Genomic DNA, 26357 nt, shown 5'->3' on the forward strand with positions numbered 1-26357 from the left:
GGCACCCCTCTCGGCGCCGGGCCCGCGCCATTCACACGCCGTGTGCGCGCCGGGCTCGCATATGCCCCTCGCACACGCTCCCCACGTGTCCACCAGGCGAGTTGACTTTCCGTGCGCATCCAAGGGATGTGACGACTACGGAAAGGAGCGGACCCGTGACCGCCGACCCGGAGCATCCCGTGGTCCATGGGGAACTCGCAGAGTTACGCCGTCGCCTCGACGTGGCATACGCACGCGTCGAGGGAGGGCATGCCCTGCTCAGTCACCGCGCCGAACAGACCGCCAAAGAGCTCGACGACCTGAGCGCACGGGTCGTCGCCCTGGAACACACCCGCTGGCCACTGCCCGCGATCGCGGCCCTCACGGCCGTGGGCGCACTCGCCGTGGCGGTCTGGCAGGCCCTCGGGCGCTAGGGCCTGTCGTTTGGATCAGGTCGTTTCAAGAGACGTCGCCTGATCAGTGCCGGTGAGCGGGGTCTGGTGCGTGCAGCTGCAAGGCGGAGGAGGGAGTCATGGCGGAGCCATGACGACCGACGACAACGCCGCAGATGTGCGTGCCAGACCCCGCGGCCCAGGCCTGATCCAAACGACAGGCCCTAACGCTCAGGACGCCGTGGGGGGATGGATCGGGGCAAGGCGTCCTGCCCGAGCCTGAGGTGATGCAGGAGGAGTAGCGCGGCAGCCATATTGGCGGCCGGGACCTCGCCGCGGGCGACCATGTCGGGGACGAGCTTGAGGGGAACCCATTCCCGACGGTCGGACTCGAAGTCGTCCACGGGGTGTCCGATGTACGCGCCTTCGTCGGCCCAGAAGATGTGGTGCCGGGCGTCGGTGAGCCCGTTGGAGGGCTCGACGCTCATCAGATGGCGCAGGGGTCCCGGTCGCCAGCCGGTCTCCTCCTCGAGTTCGCGGGCCGCCGCGACGGCGATGTCCTCGCCGTCCTCGACGACGCCCGCCGCGAGTTCCCAGCCCCAGCTGTCGGTGATGAAGCGGTGCCGCCACAGGAGCAGCACCTCATTGGCCTCGTTCACCACCGTGGCCACGGCCACGGGACGCAGCCGTATCAAGAAGTGATCGAGATGCCGACCGTCCGGCAGCTCGACATCTGCGAGATTGACGCTGAACCAGCGGTTTGCGTACACAGTTTGTTCGTTCTGTTTCGTCCACTGCACGGTTCTGCCACCTTCCGCCGAGTAGATGGCAATATCGCAGCAGGAGCGTCCTGACAGCAGGCGCACAGCAGCGCACAGTGCACGGTGCGGCGGCGGGACTTGATGGTCTACAGCGGTACGCGCAGTGCTCCGTCGATGAGTTCGGCGGCCTCGGCCGTGCCCGCACAGCCGCTGCGCACCAGGTGGTCGCGTACCGCGCGCAGTCTGTCGCGCAGCCGCTGGGACTCCATTCCCCGGGCCTGCTCGGCCATTTGGACGGCGGTGGCCACCGCCTTGTCGGCATTCCCCTGCCGCAGCTCGATCTGACTGAGCATCGCGAGACGGTGCACGCGCCCCCGGTCGTGCGCCGGAGTGTCCACGGCCGCCTCGGCGTGCGCCGCGGCGGCCACCAGGTCACCGAGGCTCAGCAGTGCCTCCGCCACCTGAACGTTGACCAGACCGGGCTGGACATAGCCGGTCTCGTCCGGTTCGTAGCCGCGCCGGATGCGCTCGGCGGCCTGTTCGGCACGCCGGATGCAGGACAGCGCGCTGCTGCCGTCGCCGAGGTGTGCGTACGCCTTCGCCTGCATGGCGTAGAGGTCCGAGGCGAGCGCCGGGGTGATGTGCCGCCCGGCGGCGCGCAGCGCGGCCTCCGCGAAGGCGACGGCCTGCCGGTGCTCGCGCATGAACAGCGCCTGGTTGACCAGCAGCGCTATGACGTACGCCCCAAGACCCCGGTCCCCGCTGGCCTTCGCCAGCCGCAGCGCCTGGTGGAAGTAGCGCTGGGCGAGCCCGTGCGCGTCGGAGTCGTAGGCGCAGATCCCCGCGATGGCGACGAGGCCGCCCGTCGCACGGTGGAGTTGGCGGCCGGTGGCGTCGGGGTAGCTGCCGCGCAGCAGGGGCGCGGTCTCCGCGTTGAGGAAACCGACGATCCGGCTGCGGGTCGCCACCCCGCCCGCCTTGCGGTACATCTGCTCGTAGTGGGCGCGGGCCGCGCGCAGCATCTCGATGTCGGCCATGCTCACGTGGTGGCGGCCGCCGCGTGAGACGTCTACGTCCTCGGGCGGGTTCTCCCACTCCCACACGGGCATCACGGCGGGCGTTCCGGTGACGGCCGGGGCGCCGAGGAGGTGCGGGCGCTGCTGTTCGTCGGAGCGCCACAGGGCGGTGGCGCGCTCCACGAAACCGGAGAGCGAGGTGCCGTGCGGGGCGGACGGCTCGCCGGGCACGCCGAGGCCGATGTCGTCCAGGGTGACGGGCCGGTGCAGGCGCCCCGCGAGCACTTCGCAGATCAGGTCGGGCACCTGGCCGCGCGGGCGTTGCCCTTTCAACCACCGTGCCACGGCCGTGTGTTCGTATCTGAGCGCGAGGCCGCGTGCCCTCCCCGCCTGGTTGACATGCGCGGCGAGTCCGGCGTGCGAGATGCCGGCCTCGTCGAGTATCGCGTCGAGCAGAGTGTTGGGCTGCATTCGGGCCCCCGGGTGGCTCGGTGGCGACAGTGCGGTCAGAGTAATCCGTCCCCTGTGCTTGTGGGTCCCCGTTCACACGGGGTGTGAACCGAATGCCCGTATCCGTATCGTGTGCACGCTGTCGCGCAGAGTTCCTTGCCGGTTGACTGAAATGCCTCGCAAGAGGCCGGCCGAGCCGCCGGCTCCCCCTCGTACCATGCGGCGGCTCGGCTCCCCGGCCTTGTCAGGTCGCGGCGAGAGCCGGCGTTCACCCGATGTGGCGGGCAACGGTGCAGCCGTGCTGTGTCGGGACTCGGCTGCGGTCGTTGCGGAGGATCAGTACGGCCACGTCGTCCGCCGGTCTGCCACCGGTGTGGCGCAGCAGGCGGGTGAAGACCGCCCTCAGCACGGTCTGCGGGGAGACGGGCTGGGTACGGACGGCCTCGGCGAGCGTGGCGGGCAGGGGGAAGAAGCGGCCGTGGGGGTCGCGGGCGTCCTCCACGCCGTCGGTGTGCAGGAACAGTGCCTCGCCGGGGAGGAGTCGGCCGCACCGGTCGGCCGCCAGTTCGGCGGGGAGCGGGAACGGGCCGAGCGGGGGCAGCGGTTCGGCTCCCGTGAGTGGTTCCACGCGACCGGTGCCGAGTCGGTACGGCGACGGGTGACCGCAGTTGAGGGCGTACACCTCGCCGTCACGGCGGATCTCCAGGAGCAGTACGGTGACGAACTCCTCGGCGACCGGGCTGTCGGGTGCCGGGCCCGCCGAGGGGTGTTCGGCGCGCGCCCGCTCGCGCAGATGCCGGGCCAGGGCGCGTTCCAGCCGCCGGAGCACACAGGCGAGTTCGGGTTCGTCGTGCGCGGCCTCGCGGAAGCTGCCGAGAACGGCGGCGACGGTTCCGATGGCGCCGAGGCCGTGTCCGCGCACGTCGCCCATGACGACCCGTACACCGTGCTCGGTGGCGATCACCTCGTACAGGTCGCCGCCGATGTTCGCGCCATGGTCGGCGGAGAGCTGGGCGGCGGCGATGCTGAGACCGTCGATGCGTGGAGGCAGCGGTCGCAGCAGCACGCTCTGGGCGGCGCCCGCGACCTTGCGGATCTGCCTCAGCTCCCGCAGCAGCGCCCGTCTGACGTGGAGGATCAGCCCGGTGCCGACGGCGAAGAAGACGGCGCTGGTGACGATCCGCGCCTCGATGCCGTGCCGCTGGGCGAGCGGGCAGGTCATTTTGTACGTGATGGCGATCGCGCCCCAGGCGGTGGGCAGCCCCAGGCTCAGTACCCGCCGCAGGGTCCGTCGCTCGGCCCGGCGCACCGTCCGGTCGAGACCGTCCAGCGGACCGCCACCATGGACCGTCCGGTCCAGTCGCACACGCGGTCTGCCCCGGCTCACCGCCCGGACGAGCCCGGCCCGCAGACCGCTCCCCCTGGGTCGCGCCCGGAGGCCCACTCGGGCCGACCCCCGCGAATTCGTCCGGGACGTCGCCCTGCGGGGAGCCCCAGCCTTGATACGGATCATGCCGATTGGCCCCCCAATAGGCCCTGACAGCGCAGACGACCTCCAAGAGGCCGGTCCGATTCTGTCGACCGCATGCCCCGATCGGGCCAGATCGCCCCGACTTGCCACCCGAATGAGTGACACAGCTTCGGAGACCTGCATTTATGCAGGTCGGCCGGGGGGAAGCACCCCGAAAGGGGCGCGGGGAACTGCGCGCCCAGCCACGACATACGCGCGGCCGAAGGACAACCCGCAGTTCCCCGGCACTCCCAACGGAGCTAGCTCCGCAACACCGCCCCCGTGCGCTCAGCGGCGAGCGCCACGGCCACGTCACGCGCCGCGGAGGCCTCGTCGACGGTCAGCGTGCGGTCGTCGGCGCGGAACCGCAGCGCGTAGGCCAGGGACTTCTTGCCCTCTCCGAGCTGCTCACTGTTCTCGTAGACGTCGAACAGCCGGATGGACTCCAGGAGTTCACCCGCGCCCTCGCGCAGCGCCGCCTCGACGTCCACGTGCGGGACGGTCTTGTCGACGACCAGAGCGACGTCCTGGGTGGCGACCGGGAAGGTCGAGATCTTCGGGCCCTTGGGGAGGCCCGCGCTCGCCTGCTCCAGCGCGTCCAGGTCGAGCTCCATCGCACAGGTGCGCGCGGGCAGACCCAGGGTCTTCAGGACGCCGGGGTGCAGCTCACCGGCGTACCCGATGACCTTCTCCTGGCCGTCGACGACGACGGCCAGTTCGGCGCAGCGACCCGGGTGCCACGGCCCGTACTGGCCGGAGCGGACGAGGAGTTCGGTCCCCGCCTCGCGGGCCAGCGAGCGCGCGGCCTCGATCGCGTCGGCCCAGTCGGCCGGGCGGCCCTTGCCCCACCAGCCGGCCTGCTCGCGGGCGCCCGCGAGGACGACGGCGGCGTGCTGGGGCTGGACGGGGAGCGCGGCCGTGAGGGACGCGATCTCCTCGTCGGTGGGACGGCGGTCGACGGGCAGGCGGCCCGCGACGCGCAGTTCGTCCTGCGGCTGGAAGACGAGTCCGGTCTCGAAGAGCGCCAGGTCGTGGCTGCCGCGGCCGTCGTTGCGGCGCAGGGCGTGCAGCAGGCCAGGCAGCAGCGTCGTACGGAGCGCGGGCTCCTCGTCGGAGAGCGGGTTGACCAGCTTGACGACCTTGCGCTTCGGGTCGTCGGCGGCGAGGCCGAGCTGGTCGAAGACGTGCTCGCCGATGAACGGGTAGTTCAGCGCCTCGACGTATCCGGCGCCGGCCAGCGCGCGGCCGATCCGACGGTGCAGCCGCTGCCGGCCGGTCAGACCCAGGCCCGCGGGGGGCTTCGGCAGGGTCGAGGGCAGGTTCTCGTAGCCCTCGAGCCGGATGACCTCTTCGGCCAGGTCGTTCGGGTCCGTCAGGTCGGGCCGCCAGGACGGCACGGTGACGATCAGCTCGTCCTGCCCGTAGACGTCGCAGCCGACCTGCTGGAGGCGGCGGACGACGGTCTCGCGGCCGTAGTCGACACCGGCCACCTTGTCCGGGTGGTTCGCCGGGATGGTGATGCTGTGCGGCGCGGAGGGTGCGATGACCTCGGTGACCCCGGCGTCGGCGGTGCCGCCGGCGAGGAGGACGAGGAGGTCGACCGTGCGCTGCGCGGCGGCGGAGGCGGCCTGCGGGTCGACGCCGCGCTCGAAGCGCTTGGACGCCTCGGAGGCCAGCTTGTGACGGCGGGCGGTGCGGGCGATCGAGAGCGCCTCGAAGTGCGCGGCCTCGATGACGACCTCGGTGGTGGTGCCCTCGGTGTCGTCGATCTCCGTGTTCGCGCCGCCCATGACGCCCGCGAGGCCGATGGCGCCGCGGTCGTCGGTGATGACCAGGTCCTCGGCGTCCAGCGTGCGCGTGACGCCGTCGAGGGTGGTGAGCTTCTCGCCCTGCTCGGCCCGGCGCACACCGATCGCACCCTGGACGCGGGTGCGGTCGTACGCGTGCAGGGGCTGGCCGAGCTCCAGCATCACGTAGTTGGTGATGTCGACGGCGAGCGAGATCGGGCGCATGCCCGCCTTCTGGAGGCGGCGGCGCAGCCAGATCGGCGAGAGGGTCTCGGGGTCGAGGCCCGTCACCGTCCGCGCGGTGAAGCGGTCGCAGCCCATCGGGTCGGAGACCCGCACCGGGTAGCCGAACGCGTTCGGGGCCGGTACGTCGAGCAGCGCGGGGTCCATCAGCGGCAGGCCGTAGGCGATGGCGGCCTCGCGGGCCACGCCACGCATCGACAGGGCGTAGCCGCGGTCGGGCGTGACGGCGATGTCGAGGACCTCGTCGACGAGCTGGAGCAGCTCGATCGCGTCGGTGCCCACCTCGATCTCCGGCGGCAGGACGATGATGCCGCCGCTGCCGTCGTCGCCCATGCCCAGCTCGTCACCGGAGCAGATCATGCCGTGCGAGGTCTTGCCGTACGTCTGGCGCGCGGCGATCGCGAAGTTGCCGGGCAGCACGGCGCCGGGCAGGACCACGACGACCTTGTCACCGACGGCGAAGTTGCGGGCGCCGCAGACGATCTCCTGGAGCTCACCCGTGCCGTTGGCGGTGCCGACGTCGACGAGGCAGAAGCGGATGGGCTTCTTGAAGCCCTCCAGCTCCTCGATGGACTGCACCTGGCCGACGACCAGGGGACCCTTGAGGTCGGCGCCGAGCTGCTCGACGGTCTCGACCTCGAGGCCTGCCGAAATGAGCTTGGCCTGGACGTCGCGGCCGGTCTCCGTCGCCGGCAGGTCGACGTACTCCCGCAGCCAAGAAAGCGGGACCCGCATCAGATCTCCATCCCGAACGGCCGGGTGAACCGGACGTCACCCTCGACCATGTCTCGCATGTCTTCGACGTTGTGGCGGAACATCAGCATCCGCTCGATGCCGAACCCGAAGGCGAATCCGCTGTACTTCTCCGGGTCGACGCCACAGGCGACCAGCACCCGCGGGTTGACCATGCCGCAGCCGCCCAGCTCGATCCAGCCCTCGGAGGAGCAGGTCCGGCAGGGGCGGTCGGGGTTGCCGACGGACTCGCCCTTGCAGACGTAGCAGAGCATGTCCATCTCGGCGGACGGCTCGGTGAAGGGGAAGTAGTTCGGGCGCAGCCGAGTCTTCATGTCGGCGCCGAAGAGCGACTGGACCATGTGGTCGAGGGTGCCCTTGAGGTCGGCCATGGTCAGGCCCTCGTCGACGGCGAGGAGCTCGATCTGGTGGAAGACCGGGGTGTGCGTGGCGTCCAGCTCGTCCGTGCGGAACACCCGGCCGGGGCAGACGACGTAGACCGGCGGCTCGCGGTCGAGCATGGCGCGGGCCTGCACGGGCGAGGTGTGGGTGCGCAGCACGACACCGGACTCGCCGTGGTCGCCCGTCGGCCCCTCGACGAAGAAGGTGTCCTGCATCTGCCGGGCCGGGTGGTCGGGCGTGAAGTTCAGGGCGTCGAAGTTGAACCACTCCGCCTCGACCTCGGGGCCCTCGGCGATCTCGTATCCCATGGACACGAAGACGTCGGCGACGCGCTCCATCATGGTGGTCAGCGGGTGGCGGGCGCCCGCCGGTACGCGGTCGTACGGCAGCGTGACGTCCACCGCCTCCTCGACCAGCACCCGGGCGTCACGCTCGGCCTCCAGCTCGGCCTGGCGGGCGCCGAGGGCCTTGTTCACCGCGCCTCGCGCCTGGCCGACCAGCTTGCCCGCGGCTGCCTTGGCATGCGGGGGCAGGGCGCCGATCTCGCGGTTGGCGAGGGCCAGCGGCGAGGTGCCGCCGGTGTGGGCGACCTTGGCCTCCTGGAGCGCGTCGAGGTCACCGGCGGCGGCGAAGGCGGCGAGCGCCTCGTCCCGCATGCGCTCGATCTCTTCCGGTTTCAAGGCCTCGACCTCTACAGGGTCGTACGACTTATTCGGTGCCGACATCTCTTCCCGTGCTTCCGTTGGCTGGCGGATGGTCCCCGTCCCGACTCGGGGGACGCATGGTCCCTGAAACGGGGACGCAAAGGTGCCAAAGGCCGAGTCTAACGGGGTGGGAGCCGACCTCGGACGCGCAGTCCGAGGGGTGGCTCCGGTACGACTGCGCCCGTGGGGCCTCGTCGGCGTTACAGCAGGTACGCCGGGGTGCCCACGGGCAACGTAAATCGGAACTCGGCGCCGCCGCCGGGGGCGCGGCCGACCGTGATGGTGCCGCCGTGGGCCTCGACGATGCCCTTGACGATGTACAGCCCGAGGCCCGTGCCGCCGCGCTTGCTGCCCCGCCAGAAGCGGGTGAAGACGCGGTTCATGGACTCCTCCGGGATGCCGGTGCCCTCGTCGCTCACGGTGACCGACGTGGCCGCGTTCTCGCCGTCCTCACGCTCGCGCGGGGACGCCGAGGGCGTGACGTCAATAGTGACGGTTCCCTCGCCGTGTCGCACCGCGTTTTCGAGCAGGTTGCTCAGCACCTGGTCGATCTTGTCAGGGTCGGCCCACAGGGGCGGCAGGGGCTGTTCGATGCGCAGCAGGAAGCGGTCGGCGGGCTGGCCCGAGGTGACGTACGCCTGGATGTGGCGGCCGACGGCGGCGCCGATGTCGACGGGCTGGCGGCGCACCTCCAGTCGGCCGGAGTCGATGCGGGAGATGTCGAGCAGCTCGGCGATGAGCCGGGTGACCCGGTTGGCGTCGGCGTCGACGGTCTCCAGCATGAGTTTCTTCTGGTCGTCGGTGAAGCGTTCCCACTTGGCGAGCAGGGTCGCGGTGAAGCCCTTGACCGAGGTGAGCGGGGAGCGCAGCTCGTGGGCGACCGTGGCGATCAGCTCGGCGTGACTGCGCTCGGTGCGGCGGCGGGCCTCGGTGTCGCGCAGCGAGACGACGACGCGGCGGACGGGCCCGGTGGGCGCGGTGCGTACGTAGCGCGCGGTGACGAGCACCTCGCGCCCCCCGGGGAGCAGCAGATTCCGCTCGGGCTGTCCGACGCGGATCGCGAGGCCGCCGTACGGGTCGGTCAGCTGCCACCAGCGACGGCCTTCGAGGTCCTCCAGGGGAAGGGCGGACTCCAGGTGGCGTCCGAGGGCGGCGGCGGCGGGGACGGCGGTGATGCGGGCGGCGGCGGCGTTGAAGCGGATGACCCGGCCGTTCTCGTCGGCGATGACGAGTCCGTCGGGCAGGTCGTCGGGGTCGATACCGAGTTCGTCCCCCGGTTCCGACCCGAGACCGGCACCGTGATCGACGTCATGATCGGCATCGAGTCGATCGTCGTGCTGATCGGCGCGCGGGGGCGCGGGTGTGTCGCGCACGTCCCGTGCGCGCGGCGCGCTCTTCGCACCGCTCGTGCCGACACCCATCCCCGTACCCCACCTCTCGTCTGGCGCAGTGGGCCCCCGAGCCCGTCACCCTACTAGCTGTCGGTGACGGAGCGGCACCCTCCGGAGGCGCGCTGTGCACGGGCGGACGCGTAGAGACATACGGCGGCGGCCGTCGCGAGGTTCAGACTCTCGGCCTTTCCGTGGATCGGTACGCGCACGACGGCATCCGCCAGCGCGCGCGTCTCCTCCGGGAGCCCCCAGGCCTCGTTGCCGAACACCCAGGCGGTGGGGCCGCCCATGGTCCCCTTGTCGAGCTCGTCGTCGAGGTCGTCCTCGCCCGCTCCGTCGGCGGCGAGGATCCGTACGCCGGCGCCCTTGAGGCCCTGCACGGCTGCCTCCACGGGCACACCGACGGCCACCGGCAGGTGAAAGAGGGAACCGACCGAGGCCCGTACGGCCTTGGGGTTGTACAGGTCGACGGACGCGTCGGTGAGTACGACGGCTTCGGCGCCGGCGGCGTCGGCGCACCGCAGCACCGTGCCGGCGTTCCCGGGGTCGCGGACGTGCGCGAGTACGGCGACGAGCTTGGGACGGGCCGCGAGGATCTCCTCGAACGGGGTGTCGAGGAACCGGCAGACCCCGACGAGCCCCTGCGGAGTGACGGTGGTCGAGATGTCGGCGATCACCTCCTCGTCGGCGAGGTGCACCCGGGCTCCGGCGGCCCGGGCGTCCCCGACGATGTCGGCGTAGCGCTCCGCGGCCTCGACGGTCGCGAACAGTTCGACGAGCGTGGCCGCCCCGTCGACGCGGTGCGCCGCCGCCTCGCGCACGGCCTGCGGTCCCTCGGCGAGGAACAACCGCTCCTTGCCGCGGAAGTTCCGCCGGGCGAGCCGCCGCGCGGCGGCTACGCGCGGCGAGCGCGGGGAGATCAGCTCGGGGTCGGCGGGCATGGGGTCACCTCAGGGGGTTACGGAGGGTCGGTCGGCTTGGGGTGGGGCGGGGCGGGGCCGGGTCCCCTCGAAGTAGACGACGAGAACGGGATCTGCGTGTCCATGCCGACTGCGGCCGGGGCCGGGTCGGCGTCCGGTGACCGCGGTCCTGGCGGGGCCGGACGGTCGGTCCGACAGAGCTTCGACGGAAGACGCCGCCCCGGCACATCACGTCCACCAGAACGAAGCCCCACCGCCGGGCCCGGGACCGACCGGCTGGGCATCCCGCCGAAGGCCAGGCGCCCGCCGAAACGGAGGCCCGCCACCAGACCCGGGACCAACCAGCTGGGCGTCCCGCCGAAGGCCGCGTCCGCCGAGACGAAATCCCGCCGCCGGGCCCGGGGCCGACCGGCTGGACATCCCGCCGAACGCCAGGCGCCCGCCGAAACGGAGGCCCGCACCAGACCCGGGACCAACCAGCTGGATGCTCCCGCCGAAGGCCGCGTCCGCCGAGACGGAGCCCCGCCGCCGGGCCCGGGGCCGACCGGCTGGGCATCCCGCCGAAGGCCAGGCGCCCACCGAGACGGAGGCCCGCACCAGACCCGGGACCAACCAGCTGGACATCCCCGCCGGAGACCGCGTCCGAGACGAAACCTCGTCACCAGACCCGAGCCGACCGGCTGGGCGTCCCCGCCGGAGGCCAGGCGTCGGCCGGGACGGAGCCCCGCCGCCAGACCCGGGGCCGATCGGCCGCCGGAAGGCTTCGGTGTTGCGTGTGGGCCTTGTGTCCCCGGTGGGGGCACCGGGCACGGCACGTCTTGCGGGGCGTTCGGTGTCGATCCGGGCGGGGATTCGACCACAGCCGACGTGCCGTACGGCGCCGCGGGCGTTTCCCCCGCCGCCGCGGCGCTCAGCCGCGACGGCGGAATCCGGCGGTGCGGAACCGACTTCGCCCACGCGCAGCGTGTCTCGACAGGCCGGCGGAGCCCAAACGCACCGGGACCCGCAAGCCGTGAGGCAAGCGGGTCCACAGCGACGTACGGCTCAGGCGAGCGCGAGCGTCACGCGGCCTTCGGCGCGTTGACGTCCGACGGCAGCGCCTTCTGCGCGACCTCGACGAGCGCGGCGAACGCACCGGCGTCGTTCACGGCCAGCTCGGCCAGGATCTTGCGGTCGACCTCGATGTTCGCGGCCTTCAGACCCTGGATGAAGCGGTTGTACGTGATGCCGTTGGCGCGGGCAGCGGCGTTGATGCGCTGGATCCACAGCTGACGGAAGTCGCCCTTGCGCTTCTTGCGGTCGTTGTAGTTGTAGACCAGCGAGTGGGTGACCTGCTCCTTGGCCTTGCGGTACAGGCGCGAACGCTGACCGCGGTAGCCGGAGGCCGCCTCGAGGATCGCCCGGCGCTTCTTGTGGGCGTTGACTGCCCGCTTGACGCGTGCCACTTTTTAACTCCTTGTAGCGGGGCCGTGGCTGTCGTCACACGGCCCGAAATCGATTGGGTCCCGGTCGGAGATCAGGCGCGCGGTGCGCGCCCGACGTCACTTGCCGAGAAGCTTCTTGATCTTCTTGGCGTCGCCCGGGGCCATCTCGGCGTTGCCGGTGAGGCGGCGCGTCAGGCGCGACGACTTGTGCTCGAGCAGGTGGCGCTTGCCGGCACGCTCACGGAGCACCTTGCCGGAGCCGGTGATCTTGAAGCGCTTGCTGGCACCGCTGTGCGACTTGTTCTTCGGCATAGCGCCGTTCTCTCCTCGTCAGTGGCGTTCCGATGCCCGGTCGTTAAACCGGGCACAGTGGAACGTCATGTATGTATCGATTGACATCCCCGGACTCACGTCCCGTGGACTCCATGGACTGTCGTCCCGGACTCCCCGGAGCCTTCGCCCTGGGATCAGGCCTCGGCGGAAGCCTCGGCCGGGGCCTCGGCGGTCTCGGCCTCGGAGGTCTCGCCCTCGGCGAACTCACCCTCGGCGATCTCACCGTCGGCGGCGTTCTGCGAGCGACCGGGGTTGGCCTTCGCTTCCGCCTTACGAGCCGCCTGGGCCTCACGGGCCTCGGCCATCGCCTCGGTCTTCTTCTTGTGCGGACCGAGCACCATGATCATGTTTCGGCCGTCCTGCTTCGGGTTCGACTCGACGAACCCGAGGTCCTCGACGTCCGAAGCCAGACGCTGCAGCAGTCGGTAGCCGAGCTCCGGCCGGGACTGCTCGCGACCGCGGAACATGATCGTGATCTTGACCTTGTCGCCCTGCTTGAGGAACCGGACGACGTGACCCTTTTTGGTGTCATAGTCGTGCGGGTCGATCTTCGGCCGGAGCTTCATTTCCTTGATGACCGTGTGCGCCTGGTTCTTGCGCGCCTCACGGGCCTTCATGGCCGACTCGTACTTGAACTTCCCGTAGTCCATGAGCTTGCAGACCGGCGGACGCGCGCTCGCCGCCACCTCGACCAGGTCGAGGTCGTACTCCTGCGCAAGCTCCAGCGCCTTGGCAAGCGGAACAATCCCGACCTGCTCGCCGCTGGGACCGACAAGTCGCACCTCGGGAACGCGAATCCGGTCGTTAATGCGGGGCTCGGTGCTGATGGATCCTCCTCGGTAGCACCACACGGCGGTCTGGCGGACAGCCGCGTATGTCTCTGATGACATTGGACCAACCACCGCGGGGCATGAAAAATGCCCCGGACGGTACACAGGCGGGGCTCCATGGAATACCGGAGCACCGCCGCGGTGAACCGCGGGGCGCACATTCGGGCGACTCCACCGTCCGTACGGAACGGTGGTGGCCGCCTGACCGGGTGACCCGCCATCCCTGAGGACGGTCGGGTGGGAGATCGGAGCCTCCACTTGTGGGCCGAGCACGCTGACATATGTCTGGGCGCATCCGGCCGGTCGTTACACAAGGTTAGCAGCTCCCCCGGGCCCGCGCTAACCGAGCGCCTCCGCGCTCCCGCGGACGGGTGCCTGCGTGCCGGGGCCTATCGTGTGGGACATGAGTGACACCCCTCCCCAGAACCCCGACTTCGACAGCATGACCCGCGACATCGCCGAGGTCCCCGCGGTCGAGGTCCTCGTGACGGTCGCCGTCAACCTGATGAGCGCCGCCGCCGTGAAGCTCGGTCTGACCGAGGAGGGCGACAAGTACAAGGACCTCGACGAGGCGCGCAAGCTGATCCACGCGCTGGCCGGACTGCTCGACGCGAGCGCGACCGAGATCAGCTCCTTCCACGCGTCCCCGCTGCGCGACGGCCTGAAGTCGCTGCAGCTGGCGTTCCGCGAGGCGTCGATCGTCCCGGACGAGCCGGGCCAGGGCCCGGGCGAGAAGTACACGGGCCCGATCTACGGCTAGAGCCTGATCCGCCGGAGAGGCCTTGGTTCCTCTCCCGCTTTCTCCCGCTCCCGCTTTCTACTGACGTACGTACAAGGGCTCGCCCGGTGGCGTCGTCCCGGCCGGCAGCAGTGCCAGGTCGAGACCGCGCACCAGGCGGGCCCTCAGCGTTTCGTCGGCGGCGAGCCGCCCGGCGAGCGCGCGGGCGGCTTCGGCCGGGGCCGCGGTCGGGTCCAGTACCAGCGCGAGCGTGCCGTCGGCCTGGCCGGGGCCCAGGTGGGCGCGGAGTACGGCGGGCTCGGCGGCCACGGCGGCGCGTACCGCCTCGACCACGGCGGGATCGGCGAGCGGGTCCGCCGTCGTACGCCCCTCGGCGAGGGCGAGCAGCGCCGAGCCGGTCAGTTCGTACGGCACCGGACCGGCCAGATCGAGGACGACCGTGTCGGCCTTCTCGTGCGCGGCGGCCTGCAGGGCCTGGTGCAGGGGTACGGCTACGGGGCGGGCCGCCGGGTCCCAGCGGGCCAGCGACTCGGTGGAGGTGAAGGCGGGCAGCGCCGTGCGGTGGCCCGCCTTCAGGGTGGGCACCGCCATGTCGCTGGTCTTCTCGTGACGCAGCCCGTTCTCGTCCTCCTCGACCTCACCGAGTACGGCCACGACGGGCACGAGGAGCCGGGCGCCCTTGAGCGCCTCCAGGACCGGCCCCACGGCGGTGCGGTCCTCGGCCCAGGCCGCGAGTGCCGCACTCAGCCGGGGATCGGCCGAGCCGTCGTCGTCGGGGAAGCCGGAGTCGGGAATGTTCTTGTTCGCCACGGTCCCCGACCCTATCGGGGGGATGCTGCTGGGCTTGTGCGGGCCCTGAAACCTGGCGGTGACAGCTTTCACGGGATTCTCAGCATTCGCTGACACACCTCTAACATGCGTCTAACGCCGGGCACAGGCACCGCCCCGAGCATCGCGGGATGGCCCCTCACAGAGCTCGTCGGCGTCGCATCCGCCGCTCCGGACGCAGGACCGTCGTCTACACCGTGGTGGCTTCCGCCGTCCTCGTGGGCGGTACGGCGGTGGGTGCCGTGTACGTGAAGGCACAGGCGCACGACCGCGGGAGCCTCGTATCCTCCCCCTCGGCATCGTCGGGTACGTCGTCCTCGGCGTCGGCCGCGTCGTCGTCCCCCAGCCAGGAGGCATCGGTGGAACCTGTGACGGAGCCCACGGTGGAGCGGGACGCCCTGCTCGCCAAGACGATGAAGGCCGTGGCGCTGGAAAACGGCGCAGCGGTCTCGGTCGCGGTGTTCGACCTCGACTCCGGCGAGGGCGCCGCCTACGGCCAGGGGGCCTTCGACACGGCCAGCATCGTCAAGGTCGACATCCTCGCGACGCTGCTGCTCCAGGCGCAGGACGCGGACCGGCATCTGACGGCGGCGGAGAAGACGTACGCCACCGAGATGATCACGAACAGCGACAACGCGTCCGCGTCCACGCTGTGGGACATCATCGGGCAGGCGGACGGTCTCGACGCCGCGAACGAGCGGTTCGGGCTGACCGGTACCTCCGGCGGGGACGGTGCGCTGTGGGGGCTGACCCAGACCACGGCGGCCGACCAGCTCACCCTGCTCCAGCAGGTGTTCGGGGACGACTCCGAACTCAGCGAGGCCTCGCGCACATATCTCCAGGGGCTGATGGGCGAGATCGCCGCCGATCAGCACTGGGGGGTGTCGGCGGCGGCCGACGGCACGCAGTGGGCCCTCAAGAACGGGTGGCTGGCGCGGAGTTCGACCGGGCTGTGGGACATCAACAGCATCGGCCGGGTCACTGTCGACGGGGACCAGTACCTGGTGGCGGCGCTGTCCAACGGCAACACGACCAAGGCCAAGGGGATCTCGGTGGTGGAGGCGGCGGCGAAGGCCGCCGTGGCCGCGTTCGGCTCCGCGTGAGTTCTGAGGGTCCGTAAAGGTGCGGGGGTGTCCGTTCGGGTGCGGATGCGTTGTGGCTGGGCGCACCCACGCGGCGGAGCCGCACATGTCACAGCCCCGCGCCCTAAAGGGGCACGTCGCCCGATGCGTCCTGCGCTGAGAACCTGCGGCCTCGCCACAGGATCACCGACGCGGCCAGCAGGACCACGCCCGCGCCGCCCGCCGCCGGGCCCACCCAGCCAGACGGCTGGTTGTCGTCCGGGGCGGCGTCGGGGCCCGTACCGAAGTACTTCTTGCCGTACGCCGCCGCGTGCGTGCTGTCCGGCTTGAGGCGGCCTGCAGCCTCGATGGCCGCCGCGGGGTCGATGAAGCCGAAGCCGCGGGAGTCGTCGCGGCCGCCGCTGGGGGCGTTGCGGGCGGTGTCCTCCAGGAGCTTCTTGATCTGCGCCGGGGACAGGTCCGGGTGGGCCGCCTTGATGAGCGCGACCGCGCCGGAGACGAACGCGGAGGCGGCGCTGGTGCCCCAGCCCTCGTAGTACTTGTCGTCCGGGTCGGCGATGACGACGTCGACGCCGGGGGCGCTGACGGTGGCGTACCAGCGGCGGGTGGAGAACGAGGCGCGGGTGCCGTTCTGGTCGACGGCCGTGGCCGCGATCACGCCCGGGTAGGCCGCCGGGTACGAGATGTGGTCGCCCTTCTCACCGCCGTTGCCTGCCGAGGCGACAACGACCGCGCCCTTCTTCAGGGCGTACTGGACTGCGGCGTCCTCGGCGGGCTCGGGATGGGCGGACTTGGAGTCGTCGCCGAGGGAGAGGTTGATGACGTCGGCGCCCTGGTCGGTGGCCCAGCGGATGCCCTCGGCGAGGGCGTTGCCACGGGTGTTGCGGGCCCTCGTACGGGCCGAGTCGCCGTCTTCGAGGATGACGCGGACGGGGAGGATCTTCGCCTCGGGGGCGATGCCCAGGACTCCGTCGCCGTTGCCGACGCCGTGCCCGTGACCGGCGATGATCCCGGCCATCGCGGTACCGTGCCGGGCCCATGCGCGGTCACCGCGCTGCGCCCCGAAGCCGACCATGTCCTTTCCGGTCAGGACGTTGCCGACCAGGTCCGGATGCTGGTCGTCGACGCCCGTGTCGAGGACCGCGACCGTGATGCCCTGGCCCTTCGTGGTGCGCCAGGCCTGCTGGGTGTGCATCGCGTCGAGGGCCCACTGCTGGGCACGTATGCCGTCGGCGTGCGCGGCGGTGGACGGGAGCAGGGCGAGGGAGGCGGCCAGCAGGACGCTCAGGGCTCCGGCCCTCCGGGTGGCCCTGCGGGATGCCTTACGGGCGGCCGCATTGGTGGCCCCGCTGGTGGTGGCCCCGCTGGTGCTGGCCCTGCGGATCATGACGGCTTCTCCGTGGCCGAGCCGACGGTCTTGCGCAGGCTGCGCTCGATGCGGTCGGCGAGGCCCTGTGCGTCGTGGCCCAGGCCCGCCTGGGCCGGGGCCGTGGTCGCAGCGGGCTTGATGGCGTCCGCGGCGGGCTGCGGGGCGGTGATGATACGGCCGTCGGCGAAGCCGGAGACGGCGTAGACGACGACGGGCGCGTCGGTGAGCACCGACACCGTCCAGGACGCGCGCTGGGCGTCGCCGAACCCGGCGGCGACGGTGCCCTTGGCAGCGTACGGACTGGGCATCAGATCGGTGCGCCGGTCGAGGCCTTCCTGCTGGAAACGGTTCTTCAGCGCGGTCATGGCCGCCGGGTCCGCCTTGGTGAACAGCAGGCCCACGGTGGTGACCTGGCTGCGGGTCGCGTCCGTGTACGTGGCCCGCAGCAGCCGCAGACAGCCTGCCGGGGCGAGCGCCTTGCTCAGAAGCGGATCGAAGGCGTTCGCGCAGCCGCTGTCCGGGGCGACGGCCAGTCGGGTCCAGGTGCGGTCGGCGCCGCCGGGGCCCGCACCCTGGCCCTGCACGGTGGGCGGGAAGAGCTGGTCCACGGGCACGCTGTGCCACAGGCTTCCGGCCGCGACGAAGGCGCTGTGCGCACCGTCCGCGCCCGTGCCGCCGCCGGTCAGCCAGCTTCCGGCCGCCGCGCCACCGATGAGGCCGAGGCCCAGCACGACGCAGGCCGCGGCCGCCGCCGCCCGGGGCCGAGTGCGCGCGCCGACGTGGCGCGGGCGCGTGGTGTCGTCGTAGGTCTCGGGCTCCGCGAACGACACGTACGGGCGTGCCGTGCCAGGGGCCGGGCTCACGGGGGCGGACGGTGCGACGGGCCGCTCCGCGGGGATGGGGCGCAGCCGCGTGGTCGTCTCCGTGATCCCCTCCTCGGGTACGGGGGTCCGCCGGGTCGGGCCGGGGTGCGGCACGCCGGGGTGCCGACCGGCCGGCGGGGCGTCGGGAAAGCGGGCGGAGGCCGGCGGCGGGGGCGGGGACGCGGGGGTGGTGCGCCGGCCGGGGAAGCGGGGGTGCGTCGGCTCGTGGCGCGGGGGCTCGGGGGTGCCGGTGGCACCCGGCGCCGGTGGCGACGCCGCACCGGCGGAGGACGACCCCGCCGACGGTTTCGGGTCGTGCGAGAGCCGGAAGGGGCGCCCCGCCCGGGTACCGCCGCCGTCCGGGCGCGCCATGACATCGCCGACGGCGTCGGACGGCTCACCTGAGCGCGAGACCGCGTCCGCGGGGGAACCGGCCGACTCCGGCCGCCGGGAACCACCGCCCGCGCGGGACGCCCCGGCAGCGTCGGGCGACAACCGGGTACGGGACTCACCGCCCGACCGCGGTGTCCCGGCGGTGGACGAACCGGGTGACGGGGAGGCGGCACCCGCACGGGGCGGCGTCATGGTGTCGTCCGCCGGGGACGGGCGGCTCTGCCGGGGTGCGCGCGCGGCGGGGGTGTCAGCCGTGGTGGGCCGCTCCGCCGGGCGGCGCGGGGCGCCGGTCGGGGGCAGGTCCCCGGAGTCGGGGAGTGTCCAGGGCTCGCCCACCACGGACGGGTCCGTCCGGCGGGGCACCGGGGCGGTGGCCGCGGGCGGTTCCTGCGGGCTCGGCAGCGACCAGGGCTCGCCACCCACGGGCGGCTCGGCCGGACGCGGCCGCCAAGTGGCGCCCGAGGGCAGGTACTTCGGGCGGGGCGGCACCGCGTCCCCACCCGCGGGGGACTGCTCGGGTCGTGGCGGGGTCGCCGGACGCGGCGGCGTGACGCCCCCCGCGGACGGCGCTTCGGGCCTCTGCGGGGGCACCGGATTCCCACGCCCGGGAGACGTCTCGGGCCTCGGTGCGGTCACCGCACGGGACGGCACACCGCCCTCGCTCCTCGCAGACCGTTCAGGCCGGGGCGGGGTCGCCGACCAGGAGGGAACGTCCTCCCCGCTCGCCGGAGACTGTGCGGGCCGTGGTGGGGTCGCCGGGCGGGAGGGCCTGGAGCCGGTGCGGCCCTGCGTGGGAGGCGGTGGGGTGTCCTGCGCGGGAGACGCTGCCGCCTCGGGGGAGACCGTCCCCTCGGGGGACTCTCCCGGCGGCTGTGCCGGGCGGGGTGGGGTGGCCGGGCGCGGCGGGATGGAGGCGCGGCGCGCTTCCGTGCTCATGCACCCCCCGTTTCCTCGTACCCGGGCTACCGACCCGGCCCGGAATCCGCCGGGCCGCTCACGTGTACGGAAGAAACCACCTCGGCGACTCACCCGTCACGAGCACCCATACCCGTGCCGACGGACCGTCATCCCGGGCACGACCCGCCCGGACAAGGTCGTTCCTCCCTGCGTGCGCGTCACTCTACGGGTTGACGTGGGCAGGGAGGGAACCAGTCCGCGCGCCCGGGGCTTCTGCCCGGAACGTCCCCCTACCCTGCGGTAATCGAGTCTGGCAGGCTTCGGTCATGACTGCCCGCGCCGCAGACCGGGCCCGCTACGACCGGGCCACAGCTCCTCTCGACGCCCCTCTCGCGATCGTGGATCTGGAGGCCTTCGACGCGAACGCGGACGACCTCGTCCACAGGGCAGGCGGCAAGCCGATCCGGGTCGCCAGCAAGTCGGTGCGCTGCCGCACCCTGCTCGAGCGCGTCCTGGAGCGGGACGGTTTCGCGGGGATCATGTCCTTCACCCTGGCCGAGTCGATCTGGCTGGCCCGTTCCGGCTTCGACGACATCCTGCTCGCCTACCCCTCGGCGGACACCCGGGGCTTCGCCGAGCTGACCTCCGACCCCAAGCTCGCCGCCGCCGTCACCGTCATGGTCGACGACCCCGCCCAGCTCCACCTGATCGACGAGGCCCGCCGGGACGGCACCGAAGTGGTGCGCGTGTGCCTGGAGTTGGACACCTCCCTCAAGCTGCTCGGCGGCCGGGTGCGGGTCGGGGCGCTGCGCTCGCCGCTGCACTCGCCCGCCCAGGTCGCCGACCTGGCCCGCGCCGTGGTCCGCCGGCCCGGGTTCAAGCTGGTGGGGATCATGGCGTACGAGGGGCATGTCGCGGGTGTCGGTGACGCCGTCGCGGGGCGGCCCTTCCGGTCGCGTGCGGTCAGGCTCATGCAGGCCACCGCCCGTAAGGAACTCGCGCGGCGGCGCGCCGAGGTGGTCCGTGCCGTACGGGCCGTGGAGCCGGACCTCGAGTACGTCAACGGCGGCGGGACGGGCAGTGTGCAGCACACGGCCGCCGAGGACGCGGTCACCGAGATCGCGGCGGGCTCCGGGCTGTACGTTCCTCGGCTGTTCGACAACTACACGTCGTTCAGCGGGCGTCCGGCCGCGCTCTTCGCGCAGCCGGTGGTACGCAGGCCGGGTGTCGGGGTCGTCACGGTGCTCGGCGGCGGCTACCCGGCCTCGGGCGCCCCGGGCCCCGACCGGCTGCCGGTCCCCTACCTGCCGGAGGGGCTGCGCTACGACCCCCAGGAGGGCCCCGGCGAGGTGCAGACGCCGCTGCTCGGCGCTCCGGCGGACGACCTGCTCATCGGCGACAAGGTGTGGTTCCGGCACGCGAAGGCCGGGGAACTGTGCGAGCGGTTCGACGCGCTGCACCTGGTCGAAGGCGACACGGTGACGGCGACCGTCCCGACGTACCGGGGAGAGGGCCACACCTTCCTGTAGCGGGGCTCACCGCGCGCTCACCGGCCGGATTCCCTCGGTGATCCGGTCCATGTCGGTGAGCGGCGGCCCGTCCGCACCCGCGTCGAACACGAAGCGGACGATGACGAGGGCCCGTGAGCCCACGCCGGAGGGGAACGCCAGCGATTCGACGTAACCGCCGGGTCCCACCCCCGTCTTCACCTGCCAGCGCACGAGGTATCCGACGCTGCCCGCGACGGCGACCGGGCTCGCCCGCAGCTGCCGGTGGGACGTGACGCCGTGGAAGGGCCGGTTGTCGAGGAGATCGCGGTCGTACGCGCTGCTCGCGGCGTCCGCGATGTCCTGCTCGGCGAGGGCCTTCGGGGACCTCTCGTCGTTCGCGGTGACGGTGCGCGAGACGACCCGCCCGTGCCGGCACAGGCCGGGGTCGCCCGGGCAGTCGTAGGTGCCGGGGGTGGTCATCATGACGTCGTCCTCGGCGACGTCATGGGCACGGACCCAGCCGTCGAACAGCGGCAGCGTGATGCCGTTGAGCTCGTCCACGACGACGGACGGGTCGCCGGAGGACGGATCGGCCGGGGAGCCGGTGGTCTGTGCGGGTGCGGTGGGCGGGGTGGTCCGTGTGGCCGCGGTGCCCCCGCCGCCCTCCCGGCCGAGCACGAAGGCGCCCGTGACGATCGAGGTGACCAGGACGACTCCGGCGGTGACGAGCGCCACGGCCTTGGCACGTCCCGAGCCGCCGCCGACGGGTCGCGGCGGTGCCAGGGGCACCTGGGGTGCCTCGGGTCCTCGCCGGTGGTCCGTCCAGGCGGTGCCGTCCCACCAGCGCTCGACGAGCGGGTACGCGGGGTCGCGGTACCAGCCGGGCGGAGGCGTCATGCTCATTCCGGCACTCTAGGGCGCGCCCCGAACGTCAGTACACGGGTGTTCCGTAGACGGTGTCCTTCTGGTCGGGTACGACCGAACCGTCGTCCCTGAGGACGGGTTCCCCGCCGCCGCCGGTCGCGTTGTAGGCGCTCGCCGCGCACGGGTACGGCTCGGGCCTGCGCGGCAGTGGCCCGATGAACATCGGGTTGATCACCCAGCGGCCGTCGGCGTCGTCGTACGCGCGGCACATGAGTTCGCTCTTGTTGCGGTTGAGGACGAGGTGGGCTCCGGTGGCGTCCCCGACGAAGGTCACATCGGTGTCGGCGTCGCCGGCCGCGAGCGCGGTGCGGTGGCGTGGGTTCTGCCGCCGCCAGGCCGCGGCGCCGTGGACGCCGTAGATCTCCTGGTTGATCCAGCAGCGCTTGCCGTCGATGTACGGGATGGCCTCGCCCCGGGTCGCGGGTACGCCGCCGCAGCCCTCGTTCCGGGTGGTGATCCGGCCGCGCCGGTCGAGGACCGACCGGATGGCGATCGTGTGCCGGGCGTCGATGCCGACTCCCCGCGACCAGACCTCGGTGACCGGTTCGGCGCCCGCGGAGACGACGTAGACGTCGAATCCGGCCCTCTGGAGGGTACGGATCAGCTCGCGCTGCTGGTCGTAGTAGCGGACGTACGCCGGGACGGTGTGCGTGCCCAGGGTCCGCGTCGAGCCGAGGGGCGCGGCGAGTGCCTGCGCACGGGCGCTGCGGGCGTACGAGGTCAGCTCGGCGACGGTGCGTCCGGCGAAGAGCTGGGGCACCCAGGCGTACTGGGGGACGGTGCGCCGGTGGTTCCAGGTACCGGCGAAGGCGGCGGCGCCGCTCATGGTCCGGCCGTTCTCGCGGATCTCGAGGATCTCGTCGGCGCAGCGGGGCTCGGTCGAGGTGGGGAGGGGTGCGCCCGCGGGTGTGGTGGTGCCGCAGGCGGCGGTCAGTGCCCGGTCCGCCGTGTCCGTGAGCCACTGGCTGGTGTCCCGCCAGCGCACGGGGCGCAGGATCTTGTCGTGTCCCAGGGCCCAGGCGAGGGTGGCGTCGGTGACGTCGTTCTTGGTGACGGTGTTGTCCCAGTCGAAGGCGGCGACCGGGCGGCCCGCCGAGGGGTTCGGCCCGGCGCAGGTGCCTCGCTCGTCGATCACCTGTTGCAGGTGGGCGCGGTTGTCGCCGTACCAACGCGCGGAAAGCCGAGGGCAGTCGGGGCGGGTGCCGGAGGAGGCGGTTGGCGCGGCCGCCAGGGTGGCGGCCGCGACCAGGGTCCACGCGAAAGAGGCACGAACGGATCGATATCGCATGGAACGTGCATATACCGGGGTGATCTACAGGGGCGTGACGTACGCGCCCGAGATCCCCCCGTCCACCAGGAAGTCGGAGGCGTTCACGAAGGAGGAGTCGTCGCTGGCGAGGAAGGCGACCGCCGCGGCGATCTCCTCGGCCTCGGCGAACCGGCCGACGGGGATGTGGACGAGCCGGCGTGCGGCACGCTCGGGGTCCTTGGCGAAGAGTTCCTGGAGCAGCGGGGTGTTGACCGGTCCCGGGCACAGGGCGTTGACGCGGATGCCCTCGCGGGCGAACTGGACGCCCAGTTCACGGGACATGGCCAGCACACCGCCCTTGGAGGCCGTGTACGAGATCTGCGAGGTGGCCGCGCCCATCCGGGCCACGAAGGACGCCGTGTTGATGATGGAGCCCTTGCCCTGGCGCCGCATGTAGGGGATCGCGGCCTTGCAGCACAGGTAGACGGAGGTGAGGTTGACCTCCTGGACGCGCTTCCAGGCCTCCAGGCCGGTTTCCAGGATGGAGTCGTCGTCGGGCGGCGAGATGCCCGCGTTGTTGAAGGCGATGTCGACGGAGCCGTAGGTGTCGAACGCCGTCTTGAAGAGCGCCTCGACCTGCTCGGGGTCGGTGACGTCGACCTTGACGAAGATCCCGCCGACCTCGTCGGCGGCGGCCTTGCCGCGGGCGTCGTCGACGTCGCCGCAGACGACGTGGGCACCCTCGGAGGCGAGCCGACGGGCGGTGGCGAGACCGATGCCGCTGCCGGCGCCGGTGATGACGGCGGTACGGCCGACGAGGCGGCGGCAGATGATTCCTTCGGCGTCCGCGGTGGCTTCGGTGCCTGCGGTGCCTGCGGTGACTTCGGTCACTGTGCGGGGCCCTCCGTGCTGATGAAGACGTTCTTGGTCTCGGTGAAGGCGGTGAGCGCGTCCGGGCCGAGTTCGCGACCGATCCCCGACTGCTTGAAGCCGCCGAAGGGGGTCCAGTAGCGGACGCTGGAGTGGGAGTTGACGGACAGGTTGCCGGCGCGGACGGCCCCCGAGACGCGCAGGGCGCGGCCGACGTCACGGGTCCAGATGGAGCCGGAGAGGCCGTACTCGGTGGCGTTGGCGAGCCGGATCGCGTCCGCCTCGTCCTCGAAGGGCAGGACGACGGCGACGGGGCCGAAGACCTCCTCGACGGCCACACGCGCGTGGGGCTCGACACCGGTGAGGACGGTGGGCGGGAACCAGAAGCCCGGGCCCTCGGGGGCCTTGCCGCGGATACCGGGGGTGTCGGCGGGGACGTACGAGCGCACGCGCTCCAGCTGCACCCGGGAGATCAGCGGGCCCATCTGCGTCTGCTCGTCGGCGGGGTCGCCGACGACGACGGACTCGATCGCCGGGGCGAGAAGGTCGACGAAGCGGTCGTAGACGGAGCGCTGGACGAGGATGCGGGTGCGGGCGCAGCAGTCCTGGCCGGAGTTGTCGAGGAAGGACATGGGCGCAGCGGCCGCGGCGGCCTCGATGTCGGCGTCGGCGAAGACGATGTTGGGGCTCTTGCCGCCCAGTTCGAGGGTGACGCGCTTGAGCAGGGCCGAGCCCTTCGCCAACACCTGTTTGCCCACGGCCGTTGACCCGGTGAACACGATCTTCGCGACGCCGGGGTGCTCGACGAGCGCGTTGCCCGCGACCGGGCCGTGGCCGGGGAGCACCTGGAAGAGCCCCTCGGGCAGACCGGCCTCCAGAGCCAGCTCGGCCAGCCGGAGCGCCGTCAGGGGGGTCGTCTCGGCGGGCTTGAGGATGACGGCGTTCCCGGCCGCGAGCGCCGGGGCGGTGCCCCAGGCGGCGATCGGCATCGGGAAGTTCCAGGGCGCGATGACGCCCACGACGCCGAGCGGTTCGAGGATGGTCACGTCGAGGCCGCCCGGAACCGGGATCTGGCGGCCGGTGAGCCGCTCCACTCCCCCGGCCGCGTAGTCGAGCAGGTCTCGGACGTTGCCCGCCTCCCAGCGCGCGTTGCCGACCGTGTGCCCGGCCTCGCGCACCTCCAGCCGGGCGAGTTCCTCCAGGTGTTCGTCGACGACGGCCGCGAAGCGGCGCAGCAGGCGGGCGCGGTCGGCGGGCGGGAGGGCCGCCCACGTCGCCTGGGCCCGCACGGCGCGTACGACGGCGGCGTCCACGTCGGCCGCGGTGGCGGCCGGGACGGTGGCGAGGACCTCTTCGGTGGCCGGGTTGAGTACCTGGAGATCGAGCTCGTTCGACAAGGAAGGACCTCTCACATGCGTTCGAAGGAGCGGCGCAGCTCCCAGTCGGTCACCGCGGCGTCGAAGGCCTCCAGCTCGACGCGGGCCATGTTGCGGTAGTGCGCGACCACCTCGTCACCGAAGGCGGCCTTGGCGATGGGGCTGTTCTCCCAGAGCTCGGCGGCCTCGCGCAGGGTGGTGGGCACATGCGCGTACTCGGCGGTGTACGCGTTGCCCGCGCACGGCTCCGGCAGCTCCAGCTTCTGTTCGATGCCGTACAGGCCGGCCGCGACGAGCCCGGCGACGGCCAGGTGCGGATTGACGTCACCGCCGGGCAGCCGGTTCTCGAAGCGCATCGAGCGCCCGTGACCGACGACGCGGAGCGAACAGGTGCGGTTGTCATGTCCCCAGGCGACGGCGGTCGGCGCGAAGGAGCCGGGCTGGAAGCGCTTGTAGGAGTTGATGTTGGGCGCGTAGAGGAGCGAGAAGTCGCGCAGGGCGGCCAGCTGCCCGGCGAGGAAGTGCCGCATGACCTCGGACATGCCGCCCGGGTCCTGCGCCGAGCCGGCCATCACGTTCGCGCCGTCCGCGTCCGTGAGCGAGAGGTGGATGTGACAGGAGTTGCCCTCGCGCTCGTTGTACTTCGCCATGAAGGTGAGCGAGACGCCCTCCTGGGAGGCGATCTCCTTGGCGCCGGTCTTGTAGATGGCGTGCTGGTCGCAGGTGACGAGGGCCTCGTCGTACTTGAAGGCGATCTCGTGCTGGCCGGGGTTGCACTCGCCCTTGGCGGACTCGACGGTCAGCCCCGCGGCCTGCATCTCGTTGCGGATGCGGCGCAGCAGCGGCTCGATGCGCCCGGTCCCGAGGACCGAGTAGTCGATGTTGTACTGATTGGCCGGGGTGAGCCCCTTGTAGCTCGCGTCCCAGGCCTGCTCGTAGGTGTCCTTGAAGACGATGAACTCGAGCTCGGTGCCGACCTGGGCGGTGTAGCCGAGTGCGGCGAGGCGGTCGAGCTGGCGGCGCAGGATCTGGCGGGGCGCGGCCACCACCGGGGAGCCGTCGTTCCAGACGAGGTCGGCGACGAGCAGGGCGGTGCCCTCGTTCCACGGCACCCGCCGTAGGGTGCTGAGATCGGGGCGCATGGCGAAGTCGCCGTAGCCCCGGTCCCAGGAGGACATGGCGTACCCGTCGACCGTGTTCATCTCGGTGTCGACGGCGAGGAGGTAGTTGCAGCCCTCCGTGCCGTGCTCGAGGACCTCGTCGAGGAAGAAGCGCGCGGCGAACCGCTTGCCCTGGAGCCGCCCCTGCATGTCGGGGAAGGCCAGGACGACGGTGTCGATCTCGCCGCCCGCGACGAGGGCGTGCAGCTCCTCGACGGCGAGCGGGGGTGTGCGGTCTGCCAC

22 protein-coding genes are annotated in these 26357 nt (G+C 72.1%); 4 read left to right on the plus strand and 18 right to left on the minus strand.

Annotated features, from left to right (window positions below; translation table 11 throughout):
• The first annotated feature begins 155 nt into the window (after nt 1-155).
• Entirely contained in the window at nt 156-413 is a 258-nt protein-coding gene (locus OG798_RS14260; RefSeq protein WP_054236124.1) for a hypothetical protein, read from the plus strand.
• A 182-nt stretch (nt 414-595) separates the two neighbouring features.
• Here OG798_RS14260 and OG798_RS14265 read toward each other — a convergent pair whose 3' ends face one another.
• The 10 genes from OG798_RS14265 to infC form a co-directional block, all read right to left on the minus strand.
• Nucleotides 596-1171, minus strand: a complete 576-nt coding sequence (locus OG798_RS14265; protein WP_067365642.1) for an NUDIX hydrolase — start codon at nt 1169-1171, stop codon at nt 596-598.
• 107 nt (nt 1172-1278) lie between these two features.
• Complete coding sequence (locus OG798_RS14270; RefSeq protein WP_095855648.1) at nt 1279-2619, minus strand: transcriptional regulator; 1341 nt, start codon at nt 2617-2619, stop codon at nt 1279-1281.
• A gap of 247 nt (nt 2620-2866) precedes the next feature.
• Nucleotides 2867-3820 carry a PP2C family protein-serine/threonine phosphatase gene (locus OG798_RS14275; protein WP_121418562.1) on the minus strand — a complete coding sequence of 318 codons (954 nt, stop codon included), beginning with the start codon at nt 3818-3820 and terminating at the stop codon, nt 2867-2869.
• Between the two features lie 548 nt (nt 3821-4368).
• Complete coding sequence (pheT, locus tag OG798_RS14280; RefSeq protein WP_121416673.1) at nt 4369-6873, minus strand: phenylalanine--tRNA ligase subunit beta; 2505 nt, start codon at nt 6871-6873, stop codon at nt 4369-4371.
• Entirely contained in the window at nt 6873-7997 is a 1125-nt protein-coding gene (pheS, locus tag OG798_RS14285; protein ID WP_095855645.1) for a phenylalanine--tRNA ligase subunit alpha, read from the minus strand. Before pheS ends, pheT begins: the two co-directional genes overlap by 1 nt.
• 179 nt (nt 7998-8176) lie before the next feature.
• Complete coding sequence (locus OG798_RS14290) at nt 8177-9397, minus strand: sensor histidine kinase (RefSeq protein WP_121416672.1); 1221 nt, start codon at nt 9395-9397, stop codon at nt 8177-8179.
• 53 nt (nt 9398-9450) lie between these two features.
• The gene (locus OG798_RS14295) at nt 9451-10308 is read right to left on the minus strand and encodes a TrmH family RNA methyltransferase (RefSeq protein ID WP_095855644.1); all 858 of its coding nucleotides are present in this window, start codon (nt 10306-10308) and stop codon (nt 9451-9453) included.
• Nucleotides 10309-11348: 1040 nt separating this feature from the next.
• Nucleotides 11349-11732: a 50S ribosomal protein L20 gene (rplT, locus tag OG798_RS14300; RefSeq protein WP_054236131.1), complete on the minus strand. Its 384-nt coding sequence runs from the start codon at nt 11730-11732 to the stop codon at nt 11349-11351.
• A gap of 96 nt (nt 11733-11828) precedes the next feature.
• Complete coding sequence (gene rpmI, locus OG798_RS14305) at nt 11829-12023, minus strand: 50S ribosomal protein L35 (protein ID WP_003947156.1); 195 nt, start codon at nt 12021-12023, stop codon at nt 11829-11831.
• A gap of 155 nt (nt 12024-12178) precedes the next feature.
• Entirely contained in the window at nt 12179-12895 is a 717-nt protein-coding gene (gene infC, locus OG798_RS14310) for a translation initiation factor IF-3 (protein WP_218836029.1), read from the minus strand.
• A 382-nt stretch (nt 12896-13277) separates the two neighbouring features.
• Here infC and OG798_RS14315 point away from each other — a divergent pair, with 382 nt between their 5' ends.
• On the plus strand, nt 13278-13634 hold the full coding sequence (locus OG798_RS14315) for a DUF1844 domain-containing protein (RefSeq protein ID WP_054236133.1): 357 nt from the start codon (nt 13278-13280) through the stop codon (nt 13632-13634).
• Between the two features lie 57 nt (nt 13635-13691).
• Here OG798_RS14315 and OG798_RS14320 read toward each other — a convergent pair whose 3' ends face one another.
• A complete protein-coding gene (locus OG798_RS14320; RefSeq protein WP_054236134.1) occupies nt 13692-14423 on the minus strand; it encodes an SseB family protein in 732 nt (243 codons plus the stop codon).
• Nucleotides 14424-14572: 149 nt separating this feature from the next.
• Here OG798_RS14320 and OG798_RS14325 point away from each other — a divergent pair, with 149 nt between their 5' ends.
• Nucleotides 14573-15544 (plus strand): serine hydrolase, encoded by a 972-nt coding sequence (locus tag OG798_RS14325; protein ID WP_328757126.1) that lies wholly within the window; start codon nt 14573-14575, stop codon nt 15542-15544.
• A gap of 103 nt (nt 15545-15647) precedes the next feature.
• Here OG798_RS14325 and mycP read toward each other — a convergent pair whose 3' ends face one another.
• Together mycP and OG798_RS14335 are read right to left on the minus strand one after the other, a co-directional pair.
• The gene (mycP, locus tag OG798_RS14330; RefSeq protein WP_328757127.1) at nt 15648-16910 is read right to left on the minus strand and encodes a type VII secretion-associated serine protease mycosin; all 1263 of its coding nucleotides are present in this window, start codon (nt 16908-16910) and stop codon (nt 15648-15650) included.
• Complete coding sequence (locus OG798_RS14335; RefSeq protein WP_328757129.1) at nt 16907-18637, minus strand: hypothetical protein; 1731 nt, start codon at nt 18635-18637, stop codon at nt 16907-16909. The genes mycP and OG798_RS14335 overlap by 4 nt, the downstream gene beginning before the upstream one ends.
• Before the next feature lie 734 nt (nt 18638-19371).
• On the opposite strand from OG798_RS14335, the gene OG798_RS14340 reads away from it, so the two are divergent.
• A complete protein-coding gene (locus OG798_RS14340; RefSeq protein WP_328757131.1) occupies nt 19372-20574 on the plus strand; it encodes an amino acid deaminase/aldolase in 1203 nt (400 codons plus the stop codon).
• Between the two features lie 6 nt (nt 20575-20580).
• Here the strand turns inward: OG798_RS14340 and OG798_RS14345 are convergent, their stop codons facing one another.
• Genes OG798_RS14345 through OG798_RS14365 form a run of 5 tightly spaced genes read right to left on the minus strand, consistent with a single transcriptional unit; the run spans nt 20581 to nt 26357 of the window.
• Nucleotides 20581-21438: a DUF2510 domain-containing protein gene (locus OG798_RS14345; RefSeq protein ID WP_328757133.1), complete on the minus strand. Its 858-nt coding sequence runs from the start codon at nt 21436-21438 to the stop codon at nt 20581-20583.
• A gap of 28 nt (nt 21439-21466) precedes the next feature.
• A complete protein-coding gene (locus OG798_RS14350) occupies nt 21467-22747 on the minus strand; it encodes a haloacid dehalogenase-like hydrolase (protein WP_328757135.1) in 1281 nt (426 codons plus the stop codon).
• A gap of 24 nt (nt 22748-22771) precedes the next feature.
• Nucleotides 22772-23599: a 3-oxoacyl-ACP reductase gene (locus OG798_RS14355; RefSeq protein ID WP_373559007.1), complete on the minus strand. Its 828-nt coding sequence runs from the start codon at nt 23597-23599 to the stop codon at nt 22772-22774.
• Nucleotides 23596-24975, minus strand: a complete 1380-nt coding sequence (locus OG798_RS14360; protein WP_328757137.1) for an aldehyde dehydrogenase family protein — start codon at nt 24973-24975, stop codon at nt 23596-23598. The genes OG798_RS14355 and OG798_RS14360 overlap by 4 nt, the downstream gene beginning before the upstream one ends.
• An 11-nt stretch (nt 24976-24986) precedes the next feature.
• A complete protein-coding gene (locus OG798_RS14365) occupies nt 24987-26357 on the minus strand; it encodes a glutamine synthetase family protein (RefSeq protein WP_095855636.1) in 1371 nt (456 codons plus the stop codon).

It is taken from the genome of Streptomyces sp. NBC_00271, from assembly GCF_036178845.1.
Taxonomy (GTDB): Bacteria; Actinomycetota; Actinomycetes; order Streptomycetales; family Streptomycetaceae; genus Streptomyces.